Origin of the sequence: Helicobacter pylori, assembly GCF_001998165.1 — a bacterium.
Taxonomy (GTDB): domain Bacteria; phylum Campylobacterota; class Campylobacteria; order Campylobacterales; family Helicobacteraceae; genus Helicobacter; species Helicobacter pylori_DL.
The window spans coordinates 4,739-23,949 of record NZ_MTWR01000023.1 but is presented as its reverse complement, the minus strand read 5'-3'; the positions used below and the strand labels follow the sequence as shown (position 1 = coordinate 23,949).

The window sequence follows — 19,211 nt, the reverse complement described above, 5'->3', positions numbered from 1 at the left end:
AGACAATGAAGTTTAAACACATAAAAGCTTTTTATTTTAATCAAACCTAGCTAATAAGAAACTGAAATTGTTTTTTTTTTTTTTTTTGAAATCGCTTTAATTTTTGCCCTCTTTTAAAGCTTTTTAACCCTTTTTAGACTACAATTTTAAGAAGTAAAAATCAAAGGAACGCAATAACTTATGGATAGAGCCAAATTTATATTCGTTACAGGGGGCGTGTTAAGCTCTCTAGGGAAAGGGATTTCATCTTCTTCAATCGCTACGCTTTTGCAGCATTGCAATTACCAGGTTTCTATTTTGAAGATTGATCCTTATATTAATATTGATCCAGGCACCATGAGCCCTTTAGAGCATGGGGAAGTGTTTGTAACTAGCGATGGCGCTGAAACGGATTTAGACATCGGGCATTATGAACGCTTTTTGAACAGGAATTTAACGAGGTTGAATAATTTCACTACCGGGCAGATTTTTTCAAGCGTGATAGAAAACGAAAGGAAAGGGGAATATTTAGGCAAAACCATTCAAATCGTCCCCCATGTAACCGATGAAATCAAAAGGCGCATTAAAAGCGCGGCTAAGGGGTTGGATTTTTTAATCGTGGAAGTGGGTGGCACTGTGGGCGATATGGAGGGCATGTTTTATTTGGAAGCGATCCGCCAGCTTAAACTGGAATTAGGGAATGAAAAAGTCATCAATGTGCATGTAACCTTGATCCCCTATATCCAAACCACTAACGAATTAAAAACCAAACCCACGCAACACTCTGTCCAGGAATTAAGGCGTCTTGGCGTAACCCCTCAAATCATTTTGGCGCGATCGCCTAAGCCTTTGGATAAAGAATTGAAAAAGAAAATCGCTTTGAGTTGCGATGTGGAACAAGACAGCGTGATTGTGGCCACAGACACTAAAAGCATTTACGCATGCCCCATTCTTTTCTTGCAAGAAGGCATTTTAACCCCCATTGCCAGACGCTTTAATTTGAATAAATTGCACCCCAAAATGGCGGCTTGGAACACTTTAGTAGAAAAGATTATCGCTCCTAAACACAAAGTCAAAATTGGTTTTGTAGGCAAGTATTTAAGCTTAAAAGAATCTTATAAATCCTTGATTGAAGCCTTAATCCATGCGGGGGCACATCTGGATACGCAAGTCAATATTGAATGGCTGGATAGCGAGAATTTTAATGAAGAAACCAATTTAGAGGGCGTTGATGCGATTTTAGTGCCTGGGGGCTTTGGAGAAAGGGGGATTGAGGGCAAAATTTGCGCCATTCAAAGGGCTAGGGTGGAAAAACTCCCCTTTTTAGGGATTTGTTTGGGCATGCAATTAGCGATCGTGGAGTTTTGCCGCAATGTTTTAGGCTTGAAAGGGGCTAACTCTACGGAATTTAACCAACGCTGCGAATACCCTGTGGTGTATTTGATTGAAGATTTTATGGATCAAAACCACCAAAAACAGGTGCGTACCTATAATTCGCCATTGGGTGGCACCATGCGATTAGGCGAATACGAATGCGAAATCATGCCTAATAGCTTACTAGAAAAAGCCTATAAAAAGCCTAGCATTAAAGAAAGGCACCGCCATCGTTATGAAATCAACCCCAAATACCGCCAAGAGTGGGAAAATAAGGGCTTGAAAGTGGTGGGTTTTGGAGCGAATCATTTGATTGAAGCGATTGAATTAGAAGATCACCCGTTCTTTGTAGGGGTGCAATTCCACCCGGAATTCACCTCCAGGCTGCAAAGCCCTAACCCTATTATTTTGGATTTCATTAAGAACGCTCTTTCTAAATCCTAATCTAAAGAATGAAACAAAAGCTTAAAGCTCAAATCAAAGAGCGAGTGGCTTCTATCGCTTATAATGAAAAAGGGTTTCCTAGCCCCTTTTTATTTAAAGACTTGAAAAAAGCCGCGCTCAAAATCATAGAAGCCATGCACGCAAACACAGAAATTTTAGTGGTGGGCGATTATGACGCTGACGGCGTGATTAGCTCTGCTATCATGGCAAAATTTTTTGAAAGCCTAAACTACAAGCATGTCCGCATTATAATCCCTAATCGCTTCATGGATGGCTATGGGATTTCTAAAAAATTTTTAGAAAAACACCACGCCCCTTTAATCATCACGGTGGATAACGGGATTAACGCCTTTGAAGCCGCACGATTTTGCAAAGAAAAAAATTACACCCTTATCATCACCGATCACCATTGCTTAAATAATGATGAAGTCCCAGACGCTTATGCGGTGATCAACCCCAAGCAACCGGATTGTGATTTTATCCAAAAGGAAGTGTGCGGGGCGTTGGTGGCGTTTTATTTGTGCTATGGTATCCACAAGCTTTTAGGAAAAGAAAAAAGCCATTCTAGTGAATTGTTGTGCTTAGCGGGCGTGGCGACTATTGCTGATATGATGCCTTTGACTTTTTTTAACCGCTTTTTAGTTTCTAAAGCCTTGTATTTTTTGCAAAAAGAATCCTTAGGGGCGATGGGGTTTTTACGCCAAAGAGAAGTTTTTAGAAAACGCTCTTTAAAAGCGAGCGATATTTCTTTTAATATCGCCCCTTTAATCAACTCCGCAGGGCGCATGCAAGACGCTAAAATGGCCCTGGATTTTTTAAGCGCGAATAATTTCCAAGATGGTCATTCTTTGTATGAACGCTTGAAAGCATGCAATTTGAAGCGCAAAATGATCCAACAGCAGGTTTTTGAAGAAGCCTTTAAGCACGCGATGGTTGGAGAAAAAATCATCATCGCTTTTAAGGATAATTGGCATGAGGGCGTGCTTGGGATTGTGGCTTCAAAATTAGTGGAAGCCACCCAAAAGCCAAGCCTGGTTTTCACCTTTAAAGAAGGGGTGTATAAAGGGAGTGCTCGTAGCTCTCCAAATATTGATTTGATTGACGCTTTGAATGGGGTTTCTTCTTTATTACTCGGCTATGGAGGGCATAGGCAAGCGTGCGGGTTGAGCGTTGGAAAAAACAATATCGTCTCGCTCTTTGAAACTTTAGAAAATTTTGATTTTAAAGTCTTGCCTTTTTATGAAAAAGAACCCCCTTTAACGCTCAATTTAAAAGACATTGACAGAGAGCTTTTAGAGATTATAGAAACGGGCGAACCTTATGGGCAAGAAAACCCTGAACCCCTATTCCAAGCAAGAAATTTAGAAGTCATAGAAGAAAAAATCATTAAAGAAAGCCACCAGATTTTGCGTTTTAAGGATAAAGAATGCGTCAAAGAGGCTATTTATTTTAACGCTGAGCGGTTTTTGAAAGCGGGTGAAAAGGTGAGCGTGCTTTTTAGCGTGGAATTAGATGAGTGTTCTAATGAGCCTAAAATGTTTGTTAAAAGTTTGTTGTAGTGCCTTTTGTTGAAGAAGAATTTGAAATTTTAAAACCCACCAAAGCCTTGTTTTTGGTGTGCGATATTTTAAAATGCTCTCTAAAAGAAGCCCAACGGCACCTTGACAAGCAACGCTTAAAACAAAACCAACAAGCCGTGCGTAAATCTCAAATCATTCAAGGGGTCGTTCGCTTGATTCATTTCAAGCCCAATGAAAAAACTCAAGTGCTTGTTTTTGAAACGAAAGATTTTGGCGTGTTTGACAAACCTGCTCAAGTCTATACCCACCCTAAAGGCTATTTTTACCATGAAAGCTTACTGGATTGTATCCAATCGCATTGGGGTAAAAACGCCCACCCAGCCCACAGATTAGACTATGAAACGAGCGGGTTGGTTTTAGCGGGCAAGACCTTACAAAGCACTAAGGATTTAAAAGCGCTTTTCATGCAAAAAAAAGTAAAAAAAACTTATTTAGCGCTAGTGCATGGGCTGATTGAAAAAAGCATGAAAATAGACAAACCCATTCTAACGCCACAAAACATTCAAAAAGACTTGTGCATTCGATCTAAAATTTCTCCTTTAGGCAAGCCTTCAATCACGCTTGTTGAGCCTTTAAGCTATAACCCTTTTTTGGATATAAGCCTACTCAAAATCACCCCACTCACCGGGCGCACGCACCAGATCCGCTTGCATTTAAGCAGCGTGGGGCATAGGATTGTGGGTGAGGGGCTTTATGGGGTGGTTGATGAAGAAGCGAGAGAATACCTTCAATTAAAGCGTGAAAACAACGCCCCATTACTCATGCTCCATGCGTTTCGTCTGGGGTTTGAATTTAAAAAAGCGTTCTATGAGATCACCTCCCCCATGCCAAAACGCTTCATGCCGTTTCTAAAAGATCTACCGCTCTTTTATTGATTGTTCTTTTAGTTGTCCTCTTCTGAGGTTTGGTTGAGATCGCCTATATGTTCTTTGATGGTTTTTTTCTCCACCACAGGAGCGTTTTTGTAACTCTCTTGAAGTTCTTGGCTGATTTTAACAAAGCTATCGTTAAATTGCTGTTGTAGCTGTTTTTGAGATTTTCTTTCACTTCGTTGATGTTGTTTCAAATTTCTTTTTTGAATCCGTCTCTGTGGATCCATTCATCAATAAAATTGGATGCTGCATCGCTTCCAAACCAAATCCCAATAGCGCAAGCAGGAGCGAAAGGCCCGCAAGTCCAAGAACCGCTCAAAGCTGTGCCAATCTTTGCGAGGAATTTACCCCCTACTTTCGCCCCAAGTTTAGCGCCAATTTTTGCCACAAGTTTTGGGGTTAGCTTTGCCATAATAGCCAAGCCACTCACGCCAGCCGTTGCCCCTATTGCTCCTGTAAAATTGGCTTTCAATTTCCTTGCCACTTCATCGCCAAGAGTGTCTAAAATTTTTGCGTTTTGAGAAAGATCGGTATCCACTCCTTTTAGAGCGGTCTCACTCACAAATTTTTCGTGTTGGTTTAACAAACTCCCATAAGTTTTAGAAAGCTTCTTGGTTATAGCGTCCAATCTTTGCTTGTAATCTTTCCCTAAAAGTTTTTCTTGCAACACATTAGCCATCGCATCTTCGGCGCTCAAGCCGGTCTTTTTAGCTGCAAAAAGGGCAAGCTCGCTATAATCCCCCTTGATAGAATAATGCCAGTCCAAGAACTTATCCACATTGTTTTCTACTATATTAAAAAACCCATCTATTTGAGTGTTTATCACGCCATTCATTTTCTCTATGCCACTATTGAGAGTGGCGTTGATCTCTACTTGATGGCTATCAATATTATCTTTTATAATATCGGTAGGTAAAAGTTTTTCAGCATACTTAAAGAGTTTTTTTGGCTTGTCTGCTTTTGCCTCTTGACTGAGTTCGCTATACGCAAAGAATTTGACGCTAAAATAGACGACAAATAAAACAATAAGACATCCCCAAAAAATATAGCTATATCTCTTTTGGTTTTTGATTTCTTCTTGTTCCTTGCTCTTTGACTCTTCTTTTTCTTGCTTTGGCTTCTGCTCTTGTTTGTCTTGTTTTTCTTGTTTCTGTTCCTCTAGCTCTTGCTTTTGCTTTTTTAGTTCTAGCTTTTGGTCTTGCTTGCTCTAGATCTTCTTTAACATCATTTTCCACACTCACCCCTAAAATATTTTGATAACCAATAAATGATTTGAACGCTCAGCCTGCTGATGGCTATCCCACTAAGAGCGTTATAGATGATAAACGCTACCCAGCCCGCAACCATAAACTCCTTATTTAAGCCCATGCTCTCTGCTTTGCGCATGCCCCACCAAGTAACCCCCTCTAACATTTTTTTAAATTCTAAAACATAACTCGTATAATCACAATTTGAATAAGCGGAATCACTCGCTGCCTTAATAGTGTCTATCAAAGCCGGTCTCAAATAATCGGGCATGTTGCCATGATAGATCACATAGCAACTCAAGCCAATGAAGAAAAGAGTCCCTACAAAAGCGCTCACTTCTCTAGACATCAGCATCAAATAATCTTATTTGATGATACTCTTGAGCATTTTTTCAAGCGTGCCAAACACCACAGCGCAAACAACGATAGTGCAAAAAACAAGCCCCCACATCATCCAATTATAGTCCAGAACGCTATAAGTGATGGATACGGATGTGAAAATTGAAAAAATAAAATAAAAGCAAATTACCATTATTGGGGAGTGTAACATCTTGGATAAAAAAGATTCGCTATTCACAAAGCACTTGGCGAAGCACTTCCTCTGATGCATTTTTAAAGAAATATAGCTAAAAGCGACAATCCCTAGTATCAGCAGCACAAAGACCAACGAGAAACAGAACTTATCATAAGTCAAACGCCACAAGACCAACAACACCCCAACGATCACACTTGCACCCAGAATGATTTTAAAAAAATAAGACATTATCTTTTATCCCTTTTGTTGTTTTTGAAGCGTTTGTCAGGGTTGTCTTTAAGGAGAAAAATCTTAAACGCTACCAGTATCAAGGATAGTGAGAATATCGTTAGCGCTACTATCCAAAAAAGATCCTTGCTGACAAAGTAAAGGATCGCACTCTCTATCAAGCAAATGAGCGAAACGCCGTATTTAAACTTAAGCTTTAAGATCTGGACACAACCATAGCGACCAAAAACCCGACAGACCCGCCAAGGAGCGATAAAACCCACAAAGCTTTTTCAGGAATACGCCACATTTTTTGCTCAATTTTTATCCACCAGCATGAGAATAAAAATCAAAATATTGACTATAAGCGACCAAACGATAGAAGCAAATTCAACGCTCACCCTTTCAAAAGCGTTTTAACAACCCAAACGCTACCACTTGGCTTTAGAGAGAGAAAGAAAGCAAAATTTTAAGATTGATTCTCAAATCTATTCCTTTACAAAAGTTAATACTAGGTATTTTAACATGATTTTTGGCCTGCTCGCATCAAGCCCTTACTTTTTAACATTCCCGCTCCCTTGCTTTTTTAAAGCCTCCTTAAATTACTACACCACTCCCCCAATAAACACAACGCACCCAAGCACAAAGCCCTAAAAAAGGCTTTTTTGAAATTCTTTAGCATGACATCTTTCCTTATTCCCCAAGCAAAATACAGCTCTCGTTCAAATATTCTTTCAAAATCTCTCGCCCCTTAGGGGTTTTCATCAAAATAGATATTATTTGGCTTCTCAACCTCTCAGGCTCTTTTCTGTTGGCGTTTTTGGTCAGATCGTATTCGTTGAAAAAATACGGCATGACCGATTTTGATTTGAGTTCAAGCCCCACCTCTTTGATCACCTTTTCTATCGTGTATTTTTTCTTACAATGTTTTTCGCAACCCCCCAATTTCAAAATCTCCATATTCCTTGACGCTCTTTTTTTCACTTGATTGAAATACGGGCTTTTTTGCAGTCTCTCCACAGCCAGAGCATAATTTTTATCCTCTATGGCCCTGATGAATTGCTTGAATTTGAGCAGCCCACTCAAGCCTAAATTGTAGCTCAAATCCAAGATGACCATTCTCCTCATTGCATCCAAATTTTTATACCACCCATAAGAGAGGAGGGCCTTATGATTCTCTTTTAATATGTCAGTTAAAAGCCCATACGCTTTGGTGATACGCTTACTCTCATAAGAATAAACGCTCAAATTATAGCCATAGCCAATCGTAGGATACCCTGTCTTGTCGGTATAAATAGAAGGCGAAAACCCCTCTGAATCCACTATCAAAAACGACGCCGCTAAGATCAATTTGCTAAGACAGAGCGTTCCACGCCCTTTTTAATTCCCCTTATTATTCTTAGCTTTCAATTCTTCTAGTTTTTTTGAAATAATCTCTTCGGTAACGCTAGAGAGTCTCTCTCCATCATGCTTGCCTTCTGGGGTTTCTTTGCTCTGTAATTCTTCTTGTTTTTTTGAAATGATTTCTTCAGTAACGCTAGAGAGCCTTTCTTTATGAGAATTTTTGGTGTCTAATGGATTGGGGCGGTTTTTCAAATTCTCTCTAATCTGTCTTTTTCTTTGAATGATTGCAAACATTTTTTGGCTGAACTTATAGCATTTACGCGCACTAAAAACAATCACGCCCCACTTGATTAGTAAAGCGATCAAAAGCCAAATGAAAGAGCTAGAAGTGTCCAATAAAAACTGGCGCACATCGCTATAAACCCAAATATCCACCCAAATCACCAACAAAGTGATCAAAATAGAAAACGCAATGCTTTTAAACCTAAAAAACCACGCCACTATCACAAACCCCCTCGTGTGCCTGTGGGCTAAGAGCCATCGTTCATTCTTTTCGCTAAAAAACCCCATTAAGCCAGAGATAAAGCTATTTTCCTTGCTCATTGTCGCCCTTTTCCCAAACTTCTTTAAAATGCTTGGTTTGGATTTGTTCTAAAAGCCTTTTTTCTTCCGCTTCAAACATGATTTTTAATTCTTCTTCATTAAAATCGCTCAGTTGCATATTCTCTTTTATCAAGCGTTTTTCTACGATTTTAACCGCTTGCTCCCTGATTTTTTGAGATTTTTCTTTAAAAAGCGCTCGTTTGGTTTTTTGAAACGCTTCATTAGAATTTTTGTGGATCGTTTGTTTGCAAAAATCTAAAAAATCCTTGACTTGATGCATAATTTTCATGGTTATCCGTTTTTAAAGAGTTTTTAAGACTAATGACCCCTAAAAGAATACCAAAAAAAGATTAAAACTCCCTAGTAAAAATATTTTCTTAAAAGAATAAGGGGCATTTTGGCGATGTTCTAATCCCCTAAAATAGGGCTTTTGCGGAATAGTTTCTAGGTGAGGCTATCGCATGTTTTTTGTCCCTTATTTCAATTCTTTGAGTATCTCGCATGCCTCTTGATCTCCTAATTTGCAGGCTTTAGAGAAATATTGATCGGCTTTTTTTTGAGTCCCGTTTCACCCCATTCCCATTATAATATAACCCCCCTAAAGCACCACACCCCACACCTTCTTTTAACTCACACGCTTTAGTGTAAAGTTGAGCGGCTTTTATTAAGTTTTTTTCTACATCATCATACAGATCCCCTAAAGCACCACACCCCCCACCATATTTCAAATCGCATGCTTTTTCAAAATATTTTTTAGCTTGAATGTAATCTTTCGCTTCAATACTCTTTACGCCCAAATCAAAAAGCTCTTTAGGGTTTGGCTCTGCCATTAACCCCCCCCCCCAATCAACACACAACACAAGCACAAAGCCCTAAAAATCGCTTTTTTGAAATTCCCTAACATGATGCTCTCCTTTTTATTAAAAAATTTAGACTTTATTATAATCAAATTGCAATCAGATCTAGTGCTTTTTTAAAACCTGCTGGCAATAGCGCTCTAAAATCCTACAAGCGCTCAAAGAGTCTAACCGGCCGTCTTTGGTAGCGAGCCGCTTGTTTTTCTTACCCAAATACTCTAAATTTTCATAAGCTTCTATGCTGGATCTGTCTTCATTAATAAAAACGATTTCGCCCTTAAAATCTACAAGCTTGATAAAATGCTCAATGCGCGCGTTCGTATCCGCATAGCTTTCATTAGGCTTGCCCACCACTAGCACCTGAATGTTTTTTTCCCTCAATAAATCGCTCAAATCCCTAGAGGCCTGATTCCTGTTGTGGCGTAAAATCGCTTCTAAAGGCAAGATAACGCCGTTTAAAAGCGTAGCGATCCCAATGCGTTTTAGCCCCACATCGCATGCCAAAATCATGCTAACACCACGAGATGATTGATGCGCTTGATCTTACCCAACAGCTCGTATTCTAAAAGCTTATCCCCAAATTTGAGATACGCCTCTTCATAGCTCGGGTTTTTGGCGCAATATTCTAAAAATTCATCTTTCATTTCAGGCATTTCTTTTAAATGGTAGTCTTTTAAAAGGGTATTTATAAAATTTTGAATATTAAATATCCCTTGAGCCTGCCCTTTTTCTAAAAGCTCATTAGTGCCATCGCTCTCATTCAAGCGCTGAGGTAAAACAAATAAAGGCTTTTGGTATTTCTGGGCTAATCTTGCGCTGCTCATAGAGCCGCTTTTTAAATCCGCTTGGGGGATAATGACCGCATCGCTTAAAGCAATCACTAGGCGGTTTCTCGCTAAAAAAGAGCCTTTAATGGGCATGAAGTCTTTTTCATATTCGCTTAAAATCAAGCCGTTTTGCGCGATTTCTTGGATCACTTTATGGTTGTTCGTAGGATAGATCAAATCCAAACTGCAAGGCGAAAGCATGATGGTTTTTGGTAAGGCGTTTTCTTGAGCGATAATATCCACGCCTAACGCTCCTCCGCTCACAATAACCGCGCCATTTTTAGCAAGCTCTCTGGCTAGAGTGATCGTGTGTTGCTTGCTGTAAGGGGTGGGTCTTCTTGTGCCGATGATAGCCACTTTTAAAGGCGTTTCTAAAAGCTTGGTATCACCCACACAATAGAGCTTTTTAGGGGGGTCTTTGAGAATGTCAAAGGCTTTAGGGATATTTTCTAGCGCACTGTATTGGAAATGGCTTTTCATTCGTTAGTTAACTATTTAGGCAATATAATTTCCACTTCAATCGTTTCCACGCTCTGGTTGCTATCAAGGGTTTTGAAATGGATGTCTGAAGATTTAGTGTATTTTTGAATAACGGCAATGATTTCTTTACGCATTTCTTCCATGTAGGGTAAATTTAAGGTGCGCTCTTTGGCTAAAATCAATTTTAATCTATCGGTTGCAGTAACTGCGCTCCCTTTGTTTTTAAAAAAATCAAACAAACTCATGAAAATATCCCTTTTAACGCGCTAAAAAAGCCTCTTTTAGCCTTAAATTCCACATATTCCACTTCTTCGCCTAAAATCCGTCTGGTGATGCGTTGGTAAGCCTTCGCACTCTCGCAATCCGTGCGAATCACCGGCTCGCCCTTATTGGTCGCTGAAATAATATGGTGATCTTCTGGAATGATCCCAATTAAAGGCAAGCATAAAATTTTAAGCACTTCTTCTATAGGAATCATCTCGCCATTTGCCACTAACTCAGGTTTTAAGCGATTGATTATCAAATGCTTATGCACTTCTTCGCCCCTTTTGGCCCGATTAGACTTCGCGTCAATAATGCCAATCACTCTGTCGCTATCTCTTAAGGAACTCACTTCAGGCGTTACCACCACTAACGCCATGTCCGCATGCAAAATCGCATGCTCAAAACCGCTTTCAATCCCAGCCGGTGAGTCAATCAAAATATAGTCAAAATCCGCCCTTAAAGCGTTGATTAAAATCGCTACTTTTTCCTTATCTAAAATATTTTTATCCTTGCTTTGTGAAGCCGCTAAAAAAGAAAGGTTTTTCGTCTTTTTATCCGTGATTAAAGCCTGCGAAAGGTTGCAATTTTTTTCCATCACATCCACCACATCATAAACAATGCGATTTTCTAAGCCTAAAATCATGTCCAAATTCCTAAGGCCTATGTCAAAATCAACCGCTACGACTTTTTTACCGCTCTCAGCCAATCCGATCGCTAAATTAGCCGTGGTGGTGCTTTTACCCACGCCCCCCTTACCTGAAGTGATAGTAACTACTATTGCCATATTTATTCCTTTTATTTTAATGATTTATTTTTTATGATTGAATGGGGCGCGTAAAATTTCCCCAATTTGTTCTATTTTAGTCTCTTTAAGGGCTTTCCTCTCTGTGTTTAACCTGGGATAATTCAAGCTCTTTTCCAGTAAAAAATCCTTAGCGAATGAGCCGTTTTGAATCTTTTTTAAGATTTTTTGCATGCGTTTTTCTAGCAGATTTCCCATAGGCTCTCTAGCTTTAATCGCCCCGAATTCAGCGGTGTTAGAAATGTGTTTCCTTAAGCCCTCTACCCCCTTATAATGCAATAAATCCGCCACTAATTTCACTTCATGCACGCATTCAAAATAGGCTAATTCTTCAGGGTATCCTGCCTTGAGTAAAGTTTCAAACCCCATTCTCACAATCGCTTCTAACCCTCCGCACAAAACCGCTTGCTCGCCGAATAAATCGCTCTCGCATTCTTCTTTAAAGCTCGTTTCTAAAACCCCCATTCTCCCCCCACCCATCGCTTTAGCGTAGCTTAAAGCCACCGCTTTAGCGTTATGAATTGAACTTTCTTGCTCTATGGCGATTAAATGGTATAAGCCCTTATTTTTAAGGTATTCTTCTCTTAAAGCGCTCCCTGGCCCTTTTGGTGCGACTAAAATCGTGCCCACGCCTTTTGGGAGAACAACCTGATTGAAATGCACGCTAAAACCATGAGCAAAGCCCACAATTTGCCCCTCTTTTAAAAAAGGGATCACTTCTTTTTCTAACACTTCTTTATGCAATTCATCCGGGAGTAACGCCATGATCACATCCGATTGTTGGACTAATTCTTTGATTTCTAGCACCTCAAAACCCTCTTTTTTTGCTTTTAAAGCGCTCAAACTCCCTTGATACAAGCCAATACGCGCCTTTACTTTAGAATCCCTCAAATTGAGTGCTTGGGCTTCTCCTTGAGCGCCATAGCCAATAATGCCCACTTGTAAGGATTGGATAACGCCTAAATCAATGTCTTTATCATAATAAACGGGTAATGCCAAAATCAAATCTCCTAGCGTGTTTAAGCAAGTATTTATTTTACCATAATGGGAGCGATAATGTTTAAAAACATGCAGAATGTTAAGAAATGGTGTGCTCGGAGGGATTCAAACCCCCGACCTACAGGACCGCAACCTGTTGCTCTATTCAGCTGAGCTACGAGCACTTTTAAAGGAGTGAAACGATAATTATAGCAAGAAAAGCTAATTTTTCACTTAAGCGGTGCGTTTTTTCTATTATAATTTAAGGCATGCAAAAAGATTACCAAAAACTCATCATCTATTTATGCGATTTTTTAGAAAAAGAAGTTCAAAAAAAAGGCTTTAAAAAAGTCGTTTACGGGCTGAGCGGGGGGCTAGATAGCACAGTCGTTGGGGTGCTGTGCCAAAAGGTTTTTAAAGAAAACGCCCATGCCCTTTTAATGCCCTCTTCAGTCTCTATGCCAGAAAGTAAAACAGACGCCCTAGATTTGTGCGAAACGTTTTCTATCCCTTATACAGAATATTCTATCGCTCCCTATGACGCCATCTTTGACTCTCACTTTAAAGACGCGAGCCTTACTAGAAAGGGGAATTTTTGCGCAAGATTGCGCATGGCTTTTTTATACGATTATTCTTTAAAAAGCGATTCTTTAGTCATTGGCACGAGCAATAAAAGCGAAAGAATGCTAGGCTATGGCACTTTATTTGGGGATTTGGCGTGCGCGATTAACCCGATTGGGGAATTATTTAAAACCGAAGTTTATGAACTCGCTTATTATTTAAATATCCCTAAAAAGATTTTAAACAAGCCCCCTAGCGCGGATTTATTTGTAGGGCAAAGCGATGAACAAGATTTAGGCTATCCTTATAGCATGATTGACCCTTTATTGAAGGATATTGAAGCGTTGTTCCAAACAAAGCCCATCCATTTAGAAACACTCACCCAATTAGGCCATGATGAAATTTTAGTAAAAAACATCACAAGCCGTATCCAAAAAAACGCTTTTAAATTAGAATTACCCACTATCGCCAAACGATTTAACCCTGAATGAAAAGCGATAAACCCTTTTTAGAGCGCTATTTTTATGATCCCACTCTTTTGCAAAAGGGGTTGATTTTCGCGCTCTATCCTTTTTCTTTGATCTATCAAGGCATCGCCACCTTAAAAAGAAAAATGGCGAAAAAACATGATTTTAAAATCCCCCTTATCAGCATAGGCAATTTGATCGCTGGGGGGAGCGGTAAAACGCCCTTTATTTTAGAAATCGCTCCAAGATACCAAGAAGTGGCTATTGTTTCTAGGGGGTATCAACGGGATTCTAAAGGCTTAGTGGTGGTGAGCGTTAAAGGAAATATTTTAGTTCCTCAAAAAACAGCGGGCGATGAAGCCTATCTTTTAGCCTTAAATTTAAAACAAGCGAGCGTGATTGTGAGCGAAAAAAGGGAGCTAGGCGTTTTAAAAGCCCTTGAATTAGGATCAAAGATCGTGTTCTTAGACGATGGTTTTAGGTTTAATTTCAACCAATTCAATTTGCTTTTAAAACCTAAAGTCCCCCCCTACTACCCCTTTTGTTTGCCTAGCGGGTTGTATAGAGAAAGTATTGAAAGCTATAAAGAAGCCCATTTAGTCATTACAGAAGATAAGGATTATAAAAGAATCACCTCTATCGCCCACCCCACCAAACGCATGCTTTTAGTAACGGCTATCGCTAATCCCAGTAGGCTTGATGCGTTTTTACCCAAAGAAGTGGTTAAAAAATTGTATTTTAGAGACCATGCCCCTTTTGATTTGAAGCTTTTAGAAAAAGAGTTTTATCAAAATAACGCCACTTCCTTATTGGTTACTTCAAAAGATCGCGTCAAATTACAAGACTGCAAATTGCCTTTAAGCGTATTGGATTTAAAACTAGAAATTTGCCCTAAAGTTTTAGAGGAGATTGATCGTTATATCCTTTCTTATCCTTGTAATACAAAAGAACGTCTATAAATTCCTTATCTTTAGAAATAAAGCCTTTCAAACGCCCTTCTAACTCATAATGGTTTTTTTCATAAAAAGCGATCGCTTTGAAATTGTTTTCCATCACTTCTAGGTGTAAAGAATGCAATTGGAACTCTTCAAAAGCGATAAATTCTAAGGCTTTTAAAATCGTTTCTCCCTTATTTTTCAAAAAAGGGTTTTTATAAATCCCCAAATACCCATGCTTATGAAAAAAATTGATTTTAGTGATAGAGCCAACCCCTAAATAAACGCCCTCTTCTTTAAACAAAAAATAGCGGTGGCTAGGCGAATTTTTGAGATCTTCTATGAATTGCAAATGCGTTTTTAAGGAAATATTAGCGCTATACATCCATAAGGCAGTGTTTGGGTGGTTACGAAACTCTAAAACCAACAGCTTTTCTTCATCGTTTAATTGGGTAAAATCAATCGCTTGGATATTTTTATAAGAATAATTTTTTTTCAAATTTCTAAAAACTCCCTCAATGCGCCCTCTAGCTCACTCCCAAAGACCAAGGTTTTTGCCCAGGCTTGATTTTTTTGAATTTGTAAATTTTCAAAATCTTTAGCTAGAGTTTTTAAACTCGTTTGTTTGAAAATACCCAAGCTTTCAAATTCCTTGCTTTGAATGATTTGATTAGAAGCAATGGGAAAGATAAGAGAGGGCGTTTGAGAAAGGGCTAATTCATAGAGGGTTTGACCAGCAGCGCTAATGGCATAAGTGCAAGATTTCATCAAAGAACTGAACTCTAAAGGGTTTAAAGGGCTGTAATAATGCGTGTTTTTTGGAGGATTTTTAGGGATATAAGGTGAAATGATATGCAAATTCACATTCTTATTTTCTAAAATTTTGACTATCTCTTTGAGAGTTTTTTGCTCGCTCCCCCCTAGAGTGATCAGCACTTCTTTATTTTCTGTATTGATAGGGCGCTCATAAACAAAACGAGCATCAACAGGGTAAAACCCCACCCCCAAATAATACTGATAATCTTTGGATAAATGATGGTAATGCTTTAAAGCGTTCAGCGTGGAATTCATGATCCTAGTGTTTTTAGGGTAAAACCCCTTAGCATGCTCTGTATCTTCTATCACCATAAGGCTTTTGGCTTTTTCTTTTAAAAGATAAAAATCCTTTGAATTTAAACAATAGCTGTCTGCAATCAACAAATCATCATTGCCAACGCCCTCTAAAAAAGCACTTATATCGTTTTGCTTATATAAATGAAGGCTTGCTTCAACCCCTAATTTTTCTATAAAAGAAAGGATTTTTTCACAACGCCTCACATGCCCTAAACCGCTTGTTAAAAACGAATCGCACAAAATTTTTACTGGCATGCGTTTTTCAAACGGCTGTATTTGAGCTTGGCTAATTCTAAATCTTCTAAAGTGTCAATATCTTGGACTTCTAAGGGCGATAATTCTAAAGCGATAGAATTTGGGCTAAAAATAGGCCGCATTTCTTTAAAGGCTTGAGCCTTCCCCATATAAAGCAACCCTGCGTCATGATAGAGCGTTTTTAAATCTTGCGTGCGTGCGTTTGAATGTTCTTTAAAAGCCATTTGAACGCCGTTTTCAAGGCTAAAAGAACGATAGGGCGAAGCGCTAAAGGGAGAGCATGTGAAAACATAATCCGTATTTTCTTTTAAAATTTCAAAAGCGTTTTTTAAATGCTTTTCTTGTAAAAATACTGAAGTGCCATACAAACAACACGCTATATCTTCATCTTTTAACTCTAATTCTTTCATGTGATAGGCCATCACCTCTAAAGTCGTGGCTTTGTCGTCCGCTAAAACTTTAGGGCGCAAATTCAAAAAACTCGCCCCATAATTTTTAGCTAAATGAACATACTCCATGCTATCGCTAGAGATAAACACCTTTTCAAAGAGCTTGGAATTTAGCGCCGCTTCAATAGGGTAAGCGAGCATGGGTTTATTGAAAAAATCAATGATATTTTTATTCTTGATCCTTTTACTGGAACTTCTGGCTAAAACAATAGCGATCGCTCTCATGCTAGGCTTTGCTCTTTTTAATAAGGCATTTGGGTTTCCATCGCATCAGCAGCGAATTTCTTTTTATTGGAATCGCTCAAATGCCCTAAATTCGTGTATTCAATCTTAGCGTCGGCTAAAAACTTGGATTGGATGGTGTTATTCCTTTCAATATCATAAGGGCGGATCACCCCACTCACCTTAAGGATTTGCTTTTCCCCATCCACTAGCACTTCCTTATTCCCATAGATGAAATAATTCCCGTTTTCTAGCACCTTAATGATGCGAGCGCTCAACACGATCTCTAAATCTTCGCTCTTTTTTTGCGAACCACCGCCTTTAAAATTCGTGTTATTGCTGGATTTGGTGAAATTGTAATTATTCTTATCGTCTAAATACTGCGCTTCTTTTTTCTTTCTTTCATCTAGCCCGTTATAAGTGAGTCTTGGGGGCGTGGAATTACCCCCTGAAGCGCTTTTATAATCTTTAGAGCTAGAATAATTCGCGCTCGCTTTTTCAGAGACAATGATTGTGATCAAATCGTTAGGCTTCATCGCCCTCCTGTCCGCAAATAAAGGGCGCTCGCCCTGCCCAAACAAACTCCCCAACTTGTTCAATTCAGGGATAAATTCTTTAGAGGGGGTTTCTTCTACATAATTAGGAGGGTTAAAATCAATTTTTGGCTCATTGGCTGATGCCATGCTGAATGCAACGCTAAACGCAACAGCCCCTAAATAAAGCGCCTTTTTCATCCACTAGCCTTACTTTTGAGTTATTTTAAGCCCTAGATTATACTCTCTTATAAAGAATAAATGCTTAATTTTGAGCAAGTTGTTGTAAAATTTAGATCTTTATAATGAAACTTACTATGCAGGAGATAAAATTGAGAACCTTGTTAAAAATGTTAGTTGGCGCAAGCTTACTGACACACGCCTTAGTAGCTAATGAAGAAAGCGCTGCCCCTTCTTGGACAAAAAATTTGTATATGGGATTCAATTACCAAACAGGTTCTATCAATTTAATGACTAATATCCATGAAGTTAGAGAAGTTACTAACTATCAAACCGGTTACACCAATGTAATGACTAGCATTAATAGCGTTAAAAAGCTCACCAACATGGGATCTAATGGGATTGGATTAGTCATGGGCTATAACCACTTTTTCCATCCGGATAAAGTCTTGGGTTTGCGCTATTTTGCTTTTTTAGATTGGCAAGGCTATGGCATGAGATACCCTAAAGGCTATTATGGCGGCAATAACATGATCACTTATGGCGTGGGCGTGGATGCGGTGTGGAATTTCTTCCAAGGGAGTTTTTATCAAGATGATATTGGCGTGGATATTGGCGTTTTTGGGGGGATTGCGATTGCTGGGAATAGCTGGTATATTGGCAGTAAAGGGCAGGAATTGTTAGGCATCACTAACAGCAGTGCGGTTGATAACACCTCTTTTCAATTCCTCTTTAACTTTGGTCTCAAGGCTTTATTTGTAGATGAACATGAATTTGAAATCGGTTTTAAATTCCCCACCATTAATAACAAATACTACACCACTGATGCACTCAAGGTTCAAATGCGTAGGGTCTTTGCCTTTTATGTGGGGTATAATTACCACTTCTAAAGGGCTTTAAAACCCAACGCAACTCCCTAACATCTTTTGATAGTAACTCTTGGCTTTGAGGATTGTCTCTGTGTCATCGGTTTTTAAAAGCACTTCGTAATTGTTTTCAAAAGCGTTTTTGCTCCAATTCGCTGAGCCTAAAAACACAATCTTATCATCAATGATCGCTACTTTTTGGTGCATGATGCCGTAATAATTCCCGTTTTTAGCCTTAAGCCCTTTCAATAAGCACACTTTCGTGTTAGGGTATTTGTCCAGATAGCCAATAGTGGATTGCTTGTTATTATGATTGCTTTCATAATCATAAATGATTTGCACCTTAATCCCCCTACTCGCTACGCTTTTAATGGCTCTTGCAATATCTCTGTGCGTGAAACTATAAATAGCGATTTTCACGCTCTCTCTAGCGTTACTAATGCCAGAAACTAAAGCATTCAAAGCGTCTCTTTGCTCATAAGGTAAGACAAATAAGCTGTTTTTAGCTTGCAAAACCCCTAAACAGCCCACTAACACACCCACGCCAACGATTTTTTTAAACTTGTTTAACATCAAATGATCCTTATCAATAATGCGATAAAAATAACCAACCCAGTGGATTTTTGATTGTATTTTTGATTATAATAAAAAATTTAAAAAAATCGATGAAAATTGATAGGCTTAAAAAGCGTTTCTTGTAAATAAGGAGTCCCTAAAATGAAAATGATTCTATTCAACCAAAACCCCATGATTGAAAAGCTGCTTGAGAGTGTTTCTAAGAAATTAGAATTATCTATAGAAAATTTTAACTACTATCAAGAGTTATCCGCGCGCCTTAAAGAAGATCCAGAATGGCTTTTGATAGCCGATGATGAATGTTTGGAAAAACTAGATCAAGTGGATTGGCTAGAGTTAAAAGAAACCATCTCTCAAAATAAAAACAGCGTGTGCATGTATAAAAAGGGCAATGAAGCGCAGCCCTTTTTAGAGGGCTTTGAGATGAAAATCAAAAAGCCTTTTTTACCCACTGAAATGTTGAAAGTCCTTCAAAAAAAGCTTGGCTCTAACATGAGTGAGCTAGAGTCTAGCCAGAATTTAGACCCAACTCAAGAAGTTTTAGAAACCAATTGGGACGAGTTAGAAAATTTAGGCGATTTAGGAGCCCTAGCCAAAGAAGAGCCTAACAATGAAGAGCAATTGCTCCCCACTTTAGATGTGCAAGAAGAAAAAGAAGAGG

The 19,211-nt window shown here is 38.9% G+C and carries 22 protein-coding genes, 1 tRNA gene and 4 pseudogenes; 7 read left to right on the top strand and 20 right to left on the bottom strand.

Annotated features, from left to right (window positions below):
* Positions 1 to 180: 180 nt before the first annotated feature.
* From pyrG to BZK24_RS03450, 3 genes are read left to right on the top strand one after another with little or no spacing between them, the layout of a single operon-like run.
* Positions 181 to 1,797, top strand: a complete 1,617-nt coding sequence (pyrG, locus tag BZK24_RS03460) for a glutamine hydrolyzing CTP synthase (protein ID WP_077656574.1) — start codon at positions 181 to 183, stop codon at positions 1,795 to 1,797.
* A gap of 8 nt (positions 1,798 to 1,805) precedes the next feature.
* Positions 1,806 to 3,356, top strand: coding sequence for a single-stranded-DNA-specific exonuclease RecJ (recJ, locus tag BZK24_RS03455; protein ID WP_077656573.1), 1,551 nt, complete (start codon positions 1,806 to 1,808; stop codon positions 3,354 to 3,356).
* Positions 3,356 to 4,252 (top strand): RluA family pseudouridine synthase, encoded by an 897-nt coding sequence (locus BZK24_RS03450; protein ID WP_077656572.1) that lies wholly within the window; start codon positions 3,356 to 3,358, stop codon positions 4,250 to 4,252. The genes recJ and BZK24_RS03450 overlap by 1 nt, the downstream gene beginning before the upstream one ends.
* Before the next feature lie 8 nt (positions 4,253 to 4,260).
* On the opposite strand, the gene BZK24_RS09875 is transcribed toward BZK24_RS03450, so the two are convergent.
* From BZK24_RS09875 to BZK24_RS03360, 15 genes and pseudogenes are all read right to left on the bottom strand, one after another.
* Positions 4,261 to 4,443 carry a hypothetical protein gene (locus BZK24_RS09875; RefSeq protein ID WP_001874144.1) on the bottom strand — a complete coding sequence of 61 codons (183 nt, stop codon included), beginning with the start codon at positions 4,441 to 4,443 and terminating at the stop codon, positions 4,261 to 4,263.
* The gene (locus BZK24_RS09870; RefSeq protein ID WP_001874143.1) at positions 4,440 to 5,084 is read right to left on the bottom strand and encodes a hypothetical protein; all 645 of its coding nucleotides are present in this window, start codon (positions 5,082 to 5,084) and stop codon (positions 4,440 to 4,442) included. The genes BZK24_RS09875 and BZK24_RS09870 overlap by 4 nt, the downstream gene beginning before the upstream one ends.
* 214 nt (positions 5,085 to 5,298) lie before the next feature.
* On the bottom strand, positions 5,299 to 5,484 hold the full coding sequence (locus BZK24_RS09865; RefSeq protein WP_001875306.1) for a hypothetical protein: 186 nt from the start codon (positions 5,482 to 5,484) through the stop codon (positions 5,299 to 5,301).
* A pseudogene (locus BZK24_RS09585) lies at positions 5,474 to 6,259 on the bottom strand (hypothetical protein). Before BZK24_RS09585 ends, BZK24_RS09865 begins: the two are co-directional and overlap by 11 nt.
* Positions 6,259 to 6,576, bottom strand: a pseudogene (locus BZK24_RS03420) (DUF1294 domain-containing protein). The pseudogenes BZK24_RS09585 and BZK24_RS03420 overlap by 1 nt, the downstream one beginning before the upstream one ends.
* Before the next feature lie 355 nt (positions 6,577 to 6,931).
* Complete coding sequence (locus BZK24_RS09355) at positions 6,932 to 7,588, bottom strand: glycoside hydrolase family protein (RefSeq protein ID WP_240146607.1); 657 nt, start codon at positions 7,586 to 7,588, stop codon at positions 6,932 to 6,934.
* 30 nt (positions 7,589 to 7,618) lie between these two features.
* Positions 7,619 to 8,185 (bottom strand): hypothetical protein, encoded by a 567-nt coding sequence (locus BZK24_RS03400; protein ID WP_077656570.1) that lies wholly within the window; start codon positions 8,183 to 8,185, stop codon positions 7,619 to 7,621.
* Positions 8,169 to 8,474 carry a hypothetical protein gene (locus BZK24_RS03395; protein ID WP_000699886.1) on the bottom strand — a complete coding sequence of 102 codons (306 nt, stop codon included), beginning with the start codon at positions 8,472 to 8,474 and terminating at the stop codon, positions 8,169 to 8,171. The genes BZK24_RS03400 and BZK24_RS03395 overlap by 17 nt, the downstream gene beginning before the upstream one ends.
* Before the next feature lie 186 nt (positions 8,475 to 8,660).
* Positions 8,661 to 9,015, bottom strand: a pseudogene (locus BZK24_RS03390) (tetratricopeptide repeat protein).
* Between the two features lie 132 nt (positions 9,016 to 9,147).
* Positions 9,148 to 9,552, bottom strand: coding sequence for a Holliday junction resolvase RuvX (gene ruvX, locus BZK24_RS03385; RefSeq protein ID WP_077656569.1), 405 nt, complete (start codon positions 9,550 to 9,552; stop codon positions 9,148 to 9,150).
* On the bottom strand, positions 9,549 to 10,349 hold the full coding sequence (gene dprA, locus BZK24_RS03380) for a DNA-processing protein DprA (RefSeq protein ID WP_077656568.1): 801 nt from the start codon (positions 10,347 to 10,349) through the stop codon (positions 9,549 to 9,551). The genes ruvX and dprA overlap by 4 nt, the downstream gene beginning before the upstream one ends.
* A gap of 11 nt (positions 10,350 to 10,360) precedes the next feature.
* Positions 10,361 to 10,594 carry a cell division topological specificity factor MinE gene (gene minE, locus BZK24_RS03375; RefSeq protein ID WP_077656567.1) on the bottom strand — a complete coding sequence of 78 codons (234 nt, stop codon included), beginning with the start codon at positions 10,592 to 10,594 and terminating at the stop codon, positions 10,361 to 10,363.
* Positions 10,591 to 11,397, bottom strand: a complete 807-nt coding sequence (minD, locus tag BZK24_RS03370; RefSeq protein WP_001019048.1) for a septum site-determining protein MinD — start codon at positions 11,395 to 11,397, stop codon at positions 10,591 to 10,593. Before minD ends, minE begins: the two co-directional genes overlap by 4 nt.
* A gap of 24 nt (positions 11,398 to 11,421) precedes the next feature.
* Positions 11,422 to 12,414 carry a ketol-acid reductoisomerase gene (ilvC, locus tag BZK24_RS03365; protein WP_077656566.1) on the bottom strand — a complete coding sequence of 331 codons (993 nt, stop codon included), beginning with the start codon at positions 12,412 to 12,414 and terminating at the stop codon, positions 11,422 to 11,424.
* An 87-nt stretch (positions 12,415 to 12,501) separates the two neighbouring features.
* Positions 12,502 to 12,578 (bottom strand) — tRNA-Arg (locus BZK24_RS03360).
* Positions 12,579 to 12,662: 84 nt separating this feature from the next.
* Here BZK24_RS03360 and BZK24_RS03355 point away from each other — a divergent pair.
* On the top strand, positions 12,663 to 13,445 hold the full coding sequence (locus tag BZK24_RS03355; RefSeq protein WP_077656565.1) for an NAD+ synthase: 783 nt from the start codon (positions 12,663 to 12,665) through the stop codon (positions 13,443 to 13,445).
* Positions 13,442 to 14,380 carry a tetraacyldisaccharide 4'-kinase gene (locus BZK24_RS03350; RefSeq protein ID WP_077656564.1) on the top strand — a complete coding sequence of 313 codons (939 nt, stop codon included), beginning with the start codon at positions 13,442 to 13,444 and terminating at the stop codon, positions 14,378 to 14,380. Before BZK24_RS03355 ends, BZK24_RS03350 begins: the two co-directional genes overlap by 4 nt.
* Here the strand turns inward: BZK24_RS03350 and pseH are convergent.
* From pseH to flgH, 4 genes are read right to left on the bottom strand one after another with little or no spacing between them, the layout of a single operon-like run.
* On the bottom strand, positions 14,313 to 14,855 hold the full coding sequence (gene pseH, locus BZK24_RS03345) for a UDP-4-amino-4,6-dideoxy-N-acetyl-beta-L-altrosamine N-acetyltransferase (RefSeq protein WP_000742715.1): 543 nt from the start codon (positions 14,853 to 14,855) through the stop codon (positions 14,313 to 14,315). The genes BZK24_RS03350 and pseH overlap by 68 nt on opposite strands.
* Entirely contained in the window at positions 14,852 to 15,724 is an 873-nt protein-coding gene (locus tag BZK24_RS09790) for a CMP-N-acetylneuraminic acid synthetase (protein WP_277921257.1), read from the bottom strand. Before BZK24_RS09790 ends, pseH begins: the two co-directional genes overlap by 4 nt.
* Complete coding sequence (pseF, locus tag BZK24_RS09785) at positions 15,715 to 16,398, bottom strand: pseudaminic acid cytidylyltransferase (RefSeq protein ID WP_143424371.1); 684 nt, start codon at positions 16,396 to 16,398, stop codon at positions 15,715 to 15,717. The genes BZK24_RS09790 and pseF overlap by 10 nt, the downstream gene beginning before the upstream one ends.
* Positions 16,399 to 16,415: 17 nt before the next feature.
* Complete coding sequence (gene flgH / locus BZK24_RS03335; protein ID WP_042629912.1) at positions 16,416 to 17,129, bottom strand: flagellar basal body L-ring protein FlgH; 714 nt, start codon at positions 17,127 to 17,129, stop codon at positions 16,416 to 16,418.
* Positions 17,130 to 17,260: 131 nt separating this feature from the next.
* Between flgH and BZK24_RS03330 the strand changes: the two genes are divergently transcribed.
* A complete protein-coding gene (locus BZK24_RS03330; protein WP_171972385.1) occupies positions 17,261 to 17,998 on the top strand; it encodes an outer membrane protein in 738 nt (245 codons plus the stop codon).
* Between the two features lie 6 nt (positions 17,999 to 18,004).
* Here the strand turns inward: BZK24_RS03330 and BZK24_RS03325 are convergent, their stop codons facing one another.
* Entirely contained in the window at positions 18,005 to 18,547 is a 543-nt protein-coding gene (locus BZK24_RS03325; RefSeq protein ID WP_000932487.1) for a phospholipase D-like domain-containing protein, read from the bottom strand.
* Positions 18,548 to 18,691: 144 nt separating this feature from the next.
* On the opposite strand from BZK24_RS03325, the pseudogene BZK24_RS09575 reads away from it, so the two are divergent.
* Positions 18,692 to 19,211: pseudogene (locus BZK24_RS09575) on the top strand (hypothetical protein); the annotation flags it as partial.

Coding starts and splice junctions, on each gene's coding strand:
- pyrG (WP_077656574.1), top strand. CDS start 181: ATGGATAGAGCCAAATTTATATTCGTTACAGGGGGCGTGTTAAGCTCT.
- BZK24_RS03355 (WP_077656565.1), top strand. CDS start 12,663: ATGCAAAAAGATTACCAAAAACTCATCATCTATTTATGCGATTTTTTA.
- pseF (WP_143424371.1), bottom strand. CDS start 16,398: ATGAGAGCGATCGCTATTGTTTTAGCCAGAAGTTCCAGTAAAAGGATC.
- BZK24_RS09790 (WP_277921257.1), bottom strand. CDS start 15,724: ATGCCAGTAAAAATTTTGTGCGATTCGTTTTTAACAAGCGGTTTAGGG.
- flgH (WP_042629912.1), bottom strand. CDS start 17,129: ATGAAAAAGGCGCTTTATTTAGGGGCTGTTGCGTTTAGCGTTGCATTC.
- BZK24_RS03395 (WP_000699886.1), bottom strand. CDS start 8,474: ATGAAAATTATGCATCAAGTCAAGGATTTTTTAGATTTTTGCAAACAA.
- minD (WP_001019048.1), bottom strand. CDS start 11,397: ATGGCAATAGTAGTTACTATCACTTCAGGTAAGGGGGGCGTGGGTAAA.
- recJ (WP_077656573.1), top strand. CDS start 1,806: ATGAAACAAAAGCTTAAAGCTCAAATCAAAGAGCGAGTGGCTTCTATC.
- minE (WP_077656567.1), bottom strand. CDS start 10,594: ATGAGTTTGTTTGATTTTTTTAAAAACAAAGGGAGCGCAGTTACTGCA.
- BZK24_RS03325 (WP_000932487.1), bottom strand. CDS start 18,547: ATGTTAAACAAGTTTAAAAAAATCGTTGGCGTGGGTGTGTTAGTGGGC.
- dprA (WP_077656568.1), bottom strand. CDS start 10,349: ATGAAAAGCCATTTCCAATACAGTGCGCTAGAAAATATCCCTAAAGCC.
- BZK24_RS03350 (WP_077656564.1), top strand. CDS start 13,442: ATGAAAAGCGATAAACCCTTTTTAGAGCGCTATTTTTATGATCCCACT.
- BZK24_RS03400 (WP_077656570.1), bottom strand. CDS start 8,185: ATGAGCAAGGAAAATAGCTTTATCTCTGGCTTAATGGGGTTTTTTAGC.
- BZK24_RS09870 (WP_001874143.1), bottom strand. CDS start 5,084: ATGAATGGCGTGATAAACACTCAAATAGATGGGTTTTTTAATATAGTA.
- ruvX (WP_077656569.1), bottom strand. CDS start 9,552: ATGATTTTGGCATGCGATGTGGGGCTAAAACGCATTGGGATCGCTACG.